The sequence below is a fragment of the Kineosporia sp. R_H_3 genome (genome assembly GCF_002198675.1).
Taxonomy (GTDB): domain Bacteria; phylum Actinomycetota; class Actinomycetes; order Actinomycetales; family Kineosporiaceae; genus R-H-3.
The window spans coordinates 1-12,123 of the sequence record NZ_MWLL01000260.1 but is presented as its reverse complement, the minus strand read 5'-3'; the positions used below and the strand labels follow the sequence as shown (position 1 = coordinate 12,123).

Genomic DNA, 12,123 nt, shown 5'->3' with positions numbered 1-12,123 from the left:
CGGGACCCCCGGACGCCGCTCGGGCACCCGCCCGGTACGCCCGGCAGCCTCGTGGAGGTCGCGGGGACGTACCGGCCGGGTGCCTGAGTCGTTCGTGGGTCGTGCCGGCGGTCGGGACGTCAGCGGCCGAGGGGGAGGCCCACGACCTGGTAGGCGGCGCTGGCCGGGTCGGCGACGCCGAAGCGGGCGTTGACCGCCCAGAGCCGGCCGCCCGCGAGCGTCGCCGTCGACGGCACGTCGAGCGCGGGGTCGGTGAGGTCGCGGACGTGCCGCGCCGTCCACGACCGGTGCTTCCCGTGGCCCTTCGCGGTGAGCCGGAACTGCGCCACCGAGTTCTGCCCCGTGCCCCGCACGACGTAGAGCGTGCTGCCGCGGACGACGAGCCCGTCGCCGCCGGTCAGCGTCGCGCCGGTGACCCGCACCGCGGTGGCGACCCCGCTGCGGGTGTCGACGGTCCGCAGCACCGCGCCGGTGCTGTTGACGACGAGCAGCGTGCGCCGGTCGAGCGCCCGGATCCCGTTGGCCCGGTTGCCGTCCGGGGTCGGCCAGTCACCGCTGATCGTCAGGTTCGTCGGCGCCGCAGACGTCGGGCGGCCGTTGCCGCGCAGGGCGATCCGGGTCAGCCGGTCGACCCGCGAGTCGGTGACCCAGACCGCGGAGCGGGTGACGTCGAGGTCGTTGAGGAAGACCGCTCCGGGCACCTCGATCCGTCGTTCGACGCTGCCGGTCCGGGCCCGGACGGTCAGGACGATGCCGGTCGGCCCGTCGTTGCCGACCGCCCAGAGCAGACCGCTGCGGCCGTCGTAGCGCAGCCCGCGCAGGGCACGTCCGGTCACCCCGGGCAGGAGCACCCGGCTCTCGCCGGTCCTGCGGTCGAGCACCTGGATCCGGCCGTCGGCGAGCGACCCGGCGAAGAGCCGGCCACCGGGACCGGCCTCGACGCCCTCGGGGCGGAACCCGGCGGGCAGCGCGAGGACGCGGGCGTCCCGGTGGTGGGAGGCCGTGGACGGACGGTCGGCGAGGGTGGTCGGCGCCGCGGCGGACGCCGGGGCCGCCACGAGGGCGGAGGCCGCGGCGGTGGCCGCCACGGCGAGGGTCACGGTGACGAGCCGGGCTCCGAGCCGTGGAGCAGGGCGGGCCGTGGACCGTCGGGGGCGCGTCGTCGCGCGTGCTGTCGTCATACGGCAGCCTCACCCGGCGCTGCGCGACCCGCACGCCGACCGGTCAGCGGTAGGTGCGCCAGGCGAGGACGGCGGCCACCGACACCCCGCAGCCGGCGACGAGGACCCGCAGCACGCCGTCCGGGAGCCGGCGGGCGACGGCCGGGCCGAGCGCACCGCCCGCGAGGAAGCCCGCCGCGAGCGGGACGACCGCGCCCCAGTCGACCGGCCCGAAGGCGATGAAGCCGAGCGCCGCGACGCCGTTCGCGAACCCGGCGAGGGCGTTCTTCACGGCGTTGAGCCGCACGAGCGGGACGTCGAGGACCGAGCCGAGGACGACGAGCGTGAGGATGCCGCCGGCCGCGCCGAAGTAGCCGGTGTAGACCGCGGCGCACGACAGCGCCGCGAGCGTCCACGGCGTCATCCCCCGCGGGTGCAGCCGGAGCCGCTCGCGCAGCCGGGGCTGCAGGTACAGCAGCACCGACGCCGCCGCGACGAGCACCGGCGCGACGAGCTCGAACGCCCTCACGGGCAGCAGCAGGAGCAGCGCGGCGCCGGTCGCCCCGCCGAGCGTGGACATCACCGCGAGCCGCAGCACCGTGCCGCGCATCCCCACGAGCTCGCGCCGGGAGCCGAGCGTCGACCCCAGACCGGTGAAGGTCAGCGCGACCGTGTTCGTCACGTTCGCGGCGACCGGCGGCAGCCCGAGGGCGAGCAGCGCCGGGTACGAGATCACCGACGCGAGCGAGACGACGACGGACACGACCCCGGCGACGACCCCGGTCCCGAACAGCACCACCACCGCGCGCATGCTCACCGCACGTACCGTTCCGGCGCCGTCCGCGGCCCCGGAACGGTACCCACCGCGAGCATCAGCGGTGGGCGTTGGCGGCTCGGACGGCGTCCGCGGACGCCTCGTCGCCGCGGGCGGCGAGGCCGGCGACCACGCCGGCGACGTCGGCGGCGGGGCGGTTCTGGCTCAGCTTGACCTTCGCCTCGACGCGGGTGATCTCCACCCGGACCCCGACGACCGCCCGGAGCTGGCCCTCGACGAAGGGCCGCGGGGCGTCGTCGACGCTCCACGGGGCCGGGCCGCCCAGGGCGCCCTCGTGCTTGGCGGTGAGCCGGCGGACGACGTCCTCGACGAAGGCCGGGTCGTCGTGCCACGTGACCCGGCCGTAGACGTGGGCGGTCACGTAGTTCCACGTCGGGACGACCCGGCCGTGCTCGGCCTTGCTCGCGTACCAGCCGGGCGAGACGTAGGCGTCCGGGCCGCGGACGATGACGAGGGACTCCCCCTCGACGGGCAGCCGCCACTGCTCGTTGTTCCGCGCGACGTGCCCGAGCAGCGCGCCGTGCGGGCCGTCGTCCGGGTCGTGCACGAAGGGCAGCAGGGTCGCCACCGGACCGGCCCCGGTGACCGTGACGAGGTCGGCCGCGCCGTGGTGGTCGAGCAGGTCGCGGACCGTCGCGTCGTCGGCGGCGAAGTGGGCGGGCACGTACACGGCGGCTCCTCGGATCCGGTTGCCCGACAGTCTGTCGCGGCGGGCCGCGGGTGCGCGACAGTACCCACCATGACCTCCAGGACCTCCCCGAACGGCAGCCCGACCGGCGCGGCACCGGCCCGCTGGGGCATCGAGGACGCCGTCCTCGCCGACGGCACACCGGTCGACGTGCTCGTCGAGGCCGGCCGGGTCGCCGCCGTCGGCCCCGGTGCCTGCCGTGTGCCGGGCCTGCCCGACGGGTCGGTGCTCGACGCCGCCGGCGGCCTGCTGCTCCCGGCGTTCGTCGACACCCACGTGCACCTCGACAAGGCGGGGATCCGCCCCGGGCTCGACACCGGTCGGCGCTACCCCGGCAGCGCCAACCCCGGCGACCTCGCGTGGGCGATCGCCGCGACGCACGAGGCGAAGCGGGCGTACACCGTGGAGTCCGTCGCGGCCCGGGCGGTCGAGGTCGTCGAGCAGCACGTGCAGCACGGCACGACCCGGATCCGCAGCCACGTCGACGTCGACACCATCGGCGGCCTCACGCCGCTGCTCGGGGTGCAGGCGGCGGCCCGCGCGTGCGCCGACGTGGCCGACGTCGTGACGATCGCCTTCCCGCAGGAGGGCATCGCCCGCGACCCCGGCGCGGCCGACCTCATGGTCGCGGCGATGGAGCACGGCGCGGACGTCGTCGGCGGCATGCCGCACTGGGAGGACGGCGAGGACGCCCGCCGCGCGCACGTCGCCTTCTGCTTCGACCTCGCGCAGCGGTTCGACGCGGACGTCGACATGCACGTCGACGAGACCGACGACGGCGACGTCCGGACGCTCGCGACGGTCGTCGAGGAGACCGAGCGCCGTGGCTGGCAGGGCCGGGTCACCGTCGGCCACGTGTGCGCCCTCGCGGCCGCCGACCACGCCTACGCGGACGAGGTCGTCGCGGGCTGCGCACGGGCCGGCATCACCGTCGCGAGCAACCCCGTGACGAACCTCGTGCTCCAGGGCCGCGGCGACCGCGGGCTCGTCCGCCGCGGCACGACCCGGATCCGTGAGCTGATGGCGGCCGGGGTGCCGGTCGCGTTCGGGCAGGACTGCGTCGACGACGCGTTCTACCCGTTCGGTCGCGGCAGCATGCTCGAGGTGGCGCTCGTCAGCGCGCACGCCGCGCACCTGACGACCCCGGCCGAGCTGGGGACGGCGCTCGCCGCGGTCACCGACGTGCCGGCGGCCGCGTGGCGGCTCGGCGCGGAGTACGGCGTCGTCGCCGGGGCGCGGGCCGACCTGCAGCTCTACGCCGCGCCGACCTGGCCGCAGGTGCTCCGGCTGCAGGACGCACCGCGCTCGGTCTGGCGGGCCGGCGTCCTCGTCGCGACGAACGAGGTGCGGCGCACCCTGCGGCCCGAGTACACCTAGGCCTGTGCGCCGAACAGCGTCACGAACTCCTCGACCCGCTCGCGGGCGGCGTCCGGGCCGAGGTCGAGGTGCTCCAGCACGGTGAACCGGCCGGGCCGGGTGCCGGGGCCGTCGAGCACGGCCCGGGTGAACTCCTCGGTCGTCAGCCCGATGTCGGCCGGGAGCCGGGGGACGCCGTGCCGGCGCAGGCAGGCGTCGAGGGCCCCGATGGCCGGGTCCTCGCGCAGCCACGACGAGAACAGCGCCCCGACGGCGACCTGGAGCCCGTGCGTCGAGCGGCCGGGGAAGTTCTGGTCGATGGCGTGGCAGATCTCGTGGCAGGAGCCGCTGCACGGCCGGGACGTGCCCGCGACCGACATCGCCAGCCCGGACAGGACGAGGCCCTGCGCGAGCGAGGTGAGGAAGTCGTCGTCCTCGGGGGTCCCGGGGTGGTGCAGGATCGCCTCGCCCGCGGTCTGGGCCATCGCCGCGGCGAGCCCGTCGACCTGGTCGCCGTGCTCGACCTGGGCGAGCCGCCAGTCGGCGAGCGCGTTGAGGTTGCTCACGACGTCGCCGATCCCGCCGAGGAGCTGGCTGCGCGGGCTCTGCCGCACGTAGTCCAGGTCGATGACGACGGCGAGCGGCAGCGCGACGCCGTAGGAGTGCTTGCGCCCGTTGTGCTCGAGCGAGGCCACCGGGGACGCCAGCCCGTCGTGCGTCAGCGTCGTCGCGACGGACACGAACGGCAGGCCGATCATCCCCGCCGCGTACTTGCCGACGTCCAGCGTCCGGCCGCCGCCGATCCCGACGAGGGCGTCGTACCCACCGGCCCGCAGCGCGTCACCGAGCGAGAGCGCGGCGTCGACGCTGCCCTCGTCGACGCGGTAGATGTCCGCCTTCTCCAGCACCGGCCCGACGGCCGGGATGATCTTCTCCCCGTAGCCGCGGCCGACCGCGACGGCGACCCGCCCGAGGCGGGACACCCGTGAGTCCGCGAGCAGGTCCCCGAGCGCAGCGACCGCCCCGCGCCGGATCTCGACCGACACGGGGCTGGGGACCATCCGGGCTAGTAGAGGCACGCGATCTCACGGGCCCGGGCGAGGTCGGCGTGGTTGTCGACCTCGACCCACGGCACCTCACCGATCGACGTGACGTGGATGTCCCCGCCGCGGTCGACGTACTCCTGGTAGCCGTCCTCGTAGTACAGCGTCGTGTCGCGCTCGAACGTCGCGCGCAGGGCGTCGGCGAGCCGGGCGCCGGCGGCGGGCCGGATGAGGCTCGCACCGATGTACTCGCCGGCGGCGGTGCCCGGGTCGAGCGCCTTGTTGATCTGCCGGAGCCGGCCCGCGTCGTCGAGGTGGACCTTCATCTCCTCCTCGGCGAGCGACTTCACCGTGTCGAGCGCGAGGAGCAGGTCGACCGGCTCGTGCTCGAGCAGCGAGCGCTCGACGCTGCTCGGGTGCACCGTGTCGCCGTTGAGCAGGAGGCAGCCCTCCTCGAACGCCTCCCGCGCGCAGTACAGCGAGTAGGCGTTGTTCCAGACGAGCGCCTTGTCGTTGTGCACGAGGGTGAGCTTCACCCCGTGGCGCGACTGGAGGGTGTCCAGGCGCTCCTCGATCCGGTGCTGCGCGAACCCGGTGACGACGAGGACGTCGGTGAGCTCGACCTCCGCGAGGTTGTGCAGGGCGATGTCGAGGATCGACGTGTCGTCCCCCGCCACCGGCAGCAGGGTCTTGGGCAGGTCCTCGGTGAGAGGAGCCAGCCGGCTGCCCCAGCCCGCCGCCAGAACGACGCCGATCATTCGTCTTCCTCCTCGTCCTCGGACTGCACCAGCGACGCACGCCGCTGGGACGCGATGAACCGGGCCCAGCTCGCGACGCTCTCGGTCACGAACAGCAGGGCGAACGCGCCCGCGGCGACGTAGTACGCCTGGGCGACGACACCGGCCACCGCGACGGCGTAGGCCGCGACGAGCCGCAGCTCCCAGCCCCCGGCGATCATGGTCAGCCAGGTCGGCGGGGCGACCCGCTGGTGCCGGAGCCGGTACACGCTGTCGTAGTGGTGGAACGTCAGCGCGCTGAGCAGCGCGAACGCCGCCGGCAGCGCCGCGTCGTCCGACGCCCACATCGCGATCCGCAGGATCACGAGGTACTCGGCGGCCCGCATGATCGGCGGCGCGAGCCAGCTCAGCGTCCCCGTGGTGAGCCGCGAGGCGATCCCGCCGCAGAGCACGTACCAGCCGAGGGTGGCCCCGAGCGCGCGGGCCGGCAGGTCCGGCCCGGCGAACGCGACGACGGCCGCGAGCGGCAGGACGCCGAGGATCACCGGCACGAGGACGTGCACGTCCGGCAGCGCGCTGCCGGCCCGGCCGAGGCCGCGCGCGAGCGGGCCGTCGTCCCGGTAGACGTCGTAGGTGATGCCGCTCATCGGGCCACCGACCGCAGCGAGCGGCCGACGAGGCCGTAGAACAAGGCGAAGCACCCCCAGGACAGCACGGCCAGCAGGGCCGCGCGGGCGGAGAAAAAGGCCGCGACGACGGAGATGAGGGCGAACCGCTCACCGATCGGCAGCAGGATGATGCGCTTGGTCCAGAGCAGGCCCGGGAGCTTGTCGAGCGAGTGCCAGAACCTGATGATGCGTCGGCCGAGCACCCGGACCCGCTGCCGCGGCGTGACGACCTCCGCGACGACGAGGCTCTCCTCGGGCAGCGGCTCGGAGCCCTCGACCTCGAGCTCGGCCGCGGGCCGCTCGGCGACCGGACGGCGCGACGACGCGGCGGGGGCCGGCGCCGGGGCACCGTTGAGGGCGGACTCGTCGAGGCTGCTGCGCGGCTCGTCGAGGAGGAGCCGGCCGACGCTCACGGGCCGGTCCTCGGGGAACTCCAGCGGCAGCTGGGTCAGCGACTCGATGACCTGGTGCTGGCTCGCCGAGTAGGAGAAGTCCATGAGGTGCCGCACGGTCTGCAGGGTCAGGGCGGCCGCCGCGAGCACCCACAGCTGCTCGCCCGAGCGGGCCGCGCCGAACGCCAGGCCGGCGTAGACGACGTACTCCTTGCCCCGGTCGAACACCGAGTCGAGCCAGGCCCCGAGCTTGGAGAACTGGCGCGAGTACCGGGCGAGCTGGCCGTCGACGCAGTCGAGCGTGAAGGCCGCCTGGAGCAGCAGGGCACCCGCGACGAGCCCTGCCCGGTTGCCGACGGCGAAGGCGAGGGCGGCCAGGATGCCCACGAGCATCGACATCGTCGTGACGATGTTCGGCGTGAGCCCGACCCGGGCCGACCAGCGCGCGATGTAGCGCGAGTACGGGCTCACGAAGAAGGTCGTGAAGAACCCGTCGTTGGCCTTGACCGCGGAGGCGAGGAGCACGGCGTCCTCGTCGACCTGGGCGAGGGACGTCAGGGACTGGTCGAGCGCGTCCGGGCCGGTCGGCCGCGCCCAGAACAGCTGGCGCAGGTAGCTGTTGCTCATGGGGACCCCTGCCCGGACCAGGCCGGTGAGCACGAGCGAGGCGACGTTCGTCTGGGACATCCGCACGCGCTGCGAGACGTCGGCCCGGGCCCGCTCGACGGCCACCCGGGTGTGCTCCTCGAGCAGCCCGTCCACCTGGCTGCGCAGCTCGACGGGCTCGTTCGCCTCCCCGAGCGAGAAGGGCTTCCAGCGCACGGGCGAGGGCTCGCCGGTCGGCCACCCGACGAGCCCTTCGGCGGCGAAGCTCGCCCGGCCGGCCTGGGACTGCCACAGGACGACCTTGCGGTCGTACTCCTCGAGCCAGGCGGTGGGCGGGTCGTGGGCCAGTGCGGCGAGCTCGGTCGCGACCGAGACGAGCGTGGGGAGGTCCTTGACGTCGACCTTGAGGATGTCGAGGAAGTACCCGGTGGGGCGGGTGACCTTGTGGAACGGCGACGCCGCGCTCACGAGCCGGCCGCGCAAGGCGCGGACGTGGAAGCTGACGGCCGCGTTCGGGCGGGCCGACGTCGTGACGATCCCGGACGCGATGCGCGGGTCCGCGAGGAGCCCTGCGAGGGCCTCACGGTGCAGGACGACGTCCGCGGCCGCGACGACGAGCGGGCTCTGGCAGGTCCCGGCGGTCGCGGCGAGCACGCCGAGGTCGGCGGCGAGGTCCGCGGACTCGACGACCTCCACGGTGGCCCCGGCGGCGGCGTCGACGGCCGACGCGGCCGCGCGCACCGCGGCGGCGCCGTCCGGGCGGGCGACGACGGTCACCTGGTCGACGCCGAGGCTGCCGAGCTGGGCGACGAGCCGGCCGAGCACGGTGCCGTCGTCGATGACCTGGACCGCGGCCGGGGTTCCGGCGGCATCCGCATGGGTCGCGAGCAGGACCGCGGCGGCACCACTGTGCGTCGCAGTGCCCATCGAACGGCTCCTCGATTGTCCGGCAGGGGCCTCACCGTGCGTAACGACCCCGAAACTTCCCGGGCGACCTGTCACGCCGGGTGCCCGGGCGTGGATCCGCCCGAGTACTGATCCTCGGGCACGGAGGTTAGCACCGTGACCTACGAGTGAATGCTGGGCGACCGGTCGGCGAACGCCCCGCTCACCCGGACGGCGGCCAGCCGGCCGGCCAGGAAGGCCTGCTCCGCCGCGTTCTGGGTCAGCTCGAGTGACTCCGAGTAGGCGGTCGCGGCCTCCTCGGACCGACCGAGGCGGCGCAGCAGGTCGGCGCGGGCCGCGGGGAGGTACGGGTACCCGGCGAGCCGGGCGTCGGCCGCCAGCGCGTCGACGGCGGCGAGCGCCACCTCGGGCCCCCCGTCCGGCGCCGGCAGGAACGCCACCGCGGCCGCCCGGTTCAGGGCGACGACCGGGGAGTCCCAGACGGCGAGCAGCCGGTCGTAGAGCCCGACGACCCGGTCCCACTGCGTGCCGGCGAACGTGGGGGCCGCGGCGTGCACCCCGGCGATGGCGGCCTGGAGGGCGAACCGGCCCGGCGCCGGGCCGGCCGTGAGCGCCTCCGCGGTGAGCTTGAGCCCGAGCGAGACGAGCACCGGGTCCCAGCGCCCCCGGTCCTGGTCCTCGAGCAGGACGAGCCGGCCCTCGGGGTCGGTGCGGGCGTGACGGCGGGCGTGGGTGAGCAGGAGCAGCCCGAGCAGCCCGCGGGCCTCCGGCTCCGCCGGCAGCAGCGCGACGACGGTCCGGGCGAGGTCGACGGCCCGTTCGCAGAGGTCGTCGCGCACCAGGGCGTCCCCGGACGGCGCGGTGTGCCCGGTGCTGAAGAGCAGGTGGACGACGGTGAGCACGCTGTCGAGGCGCTCGGGCAGCTCGGCCGCGGCCGGCACCCGGTACGGGATCCGGGCGCCCTGGATCTTCTTCTTCGCCCGGGTGATCCGGGCCGCCATCGTCGCCTCGGGGACGAGGAAGGCGCGGGCGACGTCCGGCGTCGGGACGCCGCAGACGAGCCGCAGCGTCAGCGCGACCTGCGCCTCGGGCGCCAGCGCCGGGTGGCAGCACGTGAAGAGCAGCCGCAACCGGTCGTCCGGGACGCCCCCGTCCGCGGCGTCGAGCACCTGGTCCGCCGCCCGGCCCGTGGCGTCGGCCTCGACCGGCTCGACGAGCAGCGGGAGCTTGCGGCGCAGGGTGCTCGCGCGGCGCAGGGCGTCGAGCGCCTTGTGCCGCGCGGCCGTCGTGAGCCACGCACCCGGGCTGCGCGGGACGCCGTCCCGCTGCCACGCCGCGAGCGCGCTGACGTACGCCTCCTGCGCGCACTCCTCGGCGAGGTCGAGGTCACCGGCGACGCGCACCGTCGCGGCGAGCACGAAGGCCCACTCGCGACGGTGCGCGTCCTCGAGCGCCCGGGTGACGTCGTCCACGGACCGGGCCGCGCCGCTCAGGAGTGGTCGACGACCGGCCGGACCTCGACGCCGCCGGTCGGGGCCGGGCACAGCTTCGCGATCTCGATCGCGTGGTCGAGGTCGCGGGCCTCGACGAGGTAGAACCCGCCGAGGGTCTCCTTCGTCTCGACGAACGGCCCGTCCGTGACCGCCCCGCCGCGCACCGACGTCGCGGTCGAGACGCTGTTCAGCTCCTCCCCGCCGAGCAGCTGGCCGCCGAGCTCGCCGACGGCCTTCGCGAACGCGCCGTGCGCGTCCATGACCGCGGCCGTGCCCTCGGGGGTCAGGCTCGCGTAGTAGGCCTCGTCGCCGTAGATGAGGATCGAGTACTTCGCCATAGGTGCCTCCGCTGTCCGCGGGGCGGCCTGCCCGCCCCGACACAGACCTCGACGCACAGCCTGCACCCGGATCGACAGCGGTGGCGAAGAAATCTTCGACGCGGCCGTGGATCCGGCGCACCGGGCCGCCGGACCACGCAGCGTGAGATCGTCAACGGGACCGGTGACGCTCGGCGACCGCACCGGCCGGGCAGATGACAAGTTGCCTTCCGGTCGATGACAGTTCATCCCTCGACCCCCCGTTGACCAGGCGTTTTGACCTTACGCTGACCTTCGGACCCCCGACGGGGTCCGGCGACCGTGCCGCGGAGGGCGAACCCGGCACGGTCGTGACATCAGGGGCACGGCGACAGGGGCGACGACCGGACCGCGCTGGGGCGCGGGCCACCTCGGCGACGGCACACACGTGCCCTCGCTGCCTCCCGCACGGCCCGAAGGGGCACCGGACCGCACGGTCCGGTTCGGGCGAGGGGCGGTTCCTCATGCAGGACGAGGCCAGGTCGGCAGCACCACCCACGGACGTCACACCTCCGGACGTCGCACCCCCGGACGCGCACGACGTCCCCGCGACCGGCCGGCGCCGGGCGACGACGGCGCTCGCGGCCGTCGCCGTCCTCGGGCTCGGCGTCGCGGCGGCGCTCGGGGTCTCGACGGCGCAGGCCGGGCAGCAGCAGCCACGGGCAGGAGCGGCGACGGCCGCGCTCGCGGCGTCCCCGGCGTCCGGCATGACCGGCGACGGCTACTGGGACTCGGTGGGCGGCGCGACGTTCAGGTCCAACGGGAAGACCCGGACCTACTACGTGGCCGCCGACGAGGTCGTGTGGGACTACGCGCCGTCCGACAAGAACCTCATCACCGGCGAGGCCTTCGACGAGACGGCGGACGTCTTCGTCGCGAGCGGCCCCGGCCGGATCGGCGCGAAGTACCTCAAGTGCCTGTACCGCGGGTACACCGACGCCTCGTTCACCAAGCGCACCAAGATCGCGTCGCGCGACGCCTACCAGGGCTTCCTCGGCCCGGTGATCCGGGCCGAGGTGGGCGACACGATCAAGGTGGTCTTCAAGAACACGTGCTCGATCCCGACGAGCGTCCACCCGCACGGGGTGTTCTACGAGAAGGGTTCCGAGGGCGCGCCGTACTCCGACGGCTCGTCGGGCGCCGAGAAGGCGGACGACGCCGTGCCGACGGGCGGCACGCACACCTACACGTGGCTCGTCCCCGAGCGGGCGGGCCCCGGGCCGCACGACGGCTCCTCGGTGATGTGGATGTACCACTCGCACACCGACGAGGTCGGGGACACCTACGCAGGGCTCACCGGCTTCATGGTCGTCACGGCGCGCGGCATGGCGCGGGCCGACGGCAGCCCGAAGGACGTCGACCGCGAGGTCTTCCAGCTCTTCGAGGTGATGAACGAGAACGCCAGCCCGTACCTCGACGCCAACGTCGAGCGCTTCGCTGACGGGCCGCCGGCCCCGGACGACGAGGGCTTCGAGGAGTCCAACCTCATGCACGGGGTCAACGGGTACGTCTACGGCAACCAGCCCGTCGTGACCCTGGACCGCGGTGAACGGGTGCGCTGGTACCTCATGGGCATGGGCACCGAGGTCGACCTGCACACGCCGCACTGGCACGGGAACGACGTCGTCGTCTCGGGGATGCGGATGGACGTCGTCAACCTGCTGCCCGCGAGCATGCTCGTCGCCGACATGGTGCCGGACGCCGCCGGCACGTGGCTGTTCCACTGCCACGTCAACGACCACCTCACCGCCGGGATGATCGCGCGGTACCGGGTGCGCTGACGGCACGCAGGTCCGGGCGGCGGTACGCGGGGAGGGCGGACGGCTAAGGCTGTTCGCCCTCCCCGGCGTCCGGGGCCGGACCGGACGGCACGGGCTGCGGGG

General features: G+C 74.8%; 11 protein-coding genes. 2 read left to right on the top strand and 9 right to left on the bottom strand.

Annotation, left to right across the window (positions count from 1 at the left end; translation table 11 throughout):
• Positions 1-119: 119 nt before the first annotated feature.
• The 3 genes from ECOMGDLI_RS32750 to ECOMGDLI_RS32740 form a co-directional block, all read right to left on the bottom strand.
• Positions 120-1,181 carry a hypothetical protein gene (locus ECOMGDLI_RS32750; RefSeq protein ID WP_198955394.1) on the bottom strand — a complete coding sequence of 354 codons (1,062 nt, stop codon included), beginning with the start codon at positions 1,179-1,181 and terminating at the stop codon, positions 120-122.
• A 43-nt stretch (positions 1,182-1,224) separates the two neighbouring features.
• Positions 1,225-1,971: a sulfite exporter TauE/SafE family protein gene (locus ECOMGDLI_RS32745; protein WP_088321004.1), complete on the bottom strand. Its 747-nt coding sequence runs from the start codon at positions 1,969-1,971 to the stop codon at positions 1,225-1,227.
• Between the two features lie 61 nt (positions 1,972-2,032).
• Positions 2,033-2,665 (bottom strand): FMN-binding negative transcriptional regulator, encoded by a 633-nt coding sequence (locus ECOMGDLI_RS32740; RefSeq protein WP_088320999.1) that lies wholly within the window; start codon positions 2,663-2,665, stop codon positions 2,033-2,035.
• A 69-nt stretch (positions 2,666-2,734) separates the two neighbouring features.
• Between ECOMGDLI_RS32740 and ECOMGDLI_RS32735 the strand changes: the two genes are divergently transcribed.
• The gene (locus ECOMGDLI_RS32735) at positions 2,735-4,060 is read left to right on the top strand and encodes an amidohydrolase family protein (protein WP_088320998.1); all 1,326 of its coding nucleotides are present in this window, start codon (positions 2,735-2,737) and stop codon (positions 4,058-4,060) included.
• Here the strand turns inward: ECOMGDLI_RS32735 and ECOMGDLI_RS32730 are convergent.
• From ECOMGDLI_RS32730 to ECOMGDLI_RS32705, 6 genes are all read right to left on the bottom strand, one after another.
• Positions 4,057-5,118 (bottom strand): iron-containing alcohol dehydrogenase family protein, encoded by a 1,062-nt coding sequence (locus ECOMGDLI_RS32730; RefSeq protein WP_088320997.1) that lies wholly within the window; start codon positions 5,116-5,118, stop codon positions 4,057-4,059. The two genes, ECOMGDLI_RS32735 and ECOMGDLI_RS32730, sit on opposite strands and share 4 nt — an antisense overlap.
• The gene (locus tag ECOMGDLI_RS32725; RefSeq protein WP_088320996.1) at positions 5,106-5,840 is read right to left on the bottom strand and encodes a sugar phosphate nucleotidyltransferase; all 735 of its coding nucleotides are present in this window, start codon (positions 5,838-5,840) and stop codon (positions 5,106-5,108) included. Before ECOMGDLI_RS32725 ends, ECOMGDLI_RS32730 begins: the two co-directional genes overlap by 13 nt.
• Positions 5,837-6,466: a DUF5941 domain-containing protein gene (locus tag ECOMGDLI_RS36370; RefSeq protein WP_088320995.1), complete on the bottom strand. Its 630-nt coding sequence runs from the start codon at positions 6,464-6,466 to the stop codon at positions 5,837-5,839. Before ECOMGDLI_RS36370 ends, ECOMGDLI_RS32725 begins: the two co-directional genes overlap by 4 nt.
• Positions 6,463-8,412, bottom strand: a complete 1,950-nt coding sequence (locus tag ECOMGDLI_RS36365; RefSeq protein WP_198955392.1) for a CDP-alcohol phosphatidyltransferase family protein — start codon at positions 8,410-8,412, stop codon at positions 6,463-6,465. The genes ECOMGDLI_RS36370 and ECOMGDLI_RS36365 overlap by 4 nt, the downstream gene beginning before the upstream one ends.
• Positions 8,413-8,552: 140 nt before the next feature.
• A complete protein-coding gene (locus tag ECOMGDLI_RS32710) occupies positions 8,553-9,863 on the bottom strand; it encodes an RNA polymerase sigma factor (RefSeq protein ID WP_198955391.1) in 1,311 nt (436 codons plus the stop codon).
• A gap of 17 nt (positions 9,864-9,880) precedes the next feature.
• Positions 9,881-10,222: a YciI family protein gene (locus ECOMGDLI_RS32705; protein WP_088320994.1), complete on the bottom strand. Its 342-nt coding sequence runs from the start codon at positions 10,220-10,222 to the stop codon at positions 9,881-9,883.
• Between the two features lie 482 nt (positions 10,223-10,704).
• Between ECOMGDLI_RS32705 and ECOMGDLI_RS32700 the strand changes: the two genes are divergently transcribed.
• Complete coding sequence (locus ECOMGDLI_RS32700) at positions 10,705-12,021, top strand: multicopper oxidase domain-containing protein (RefSeq protein ID WP_198955390.1); 1,317 nt, start codon at positions 10,705-10,707, stop codon at positions 12,019-12,021.
• The last annotated feature ends 102 nt before the right edge of the window (positions 12,022-12,123 follow it).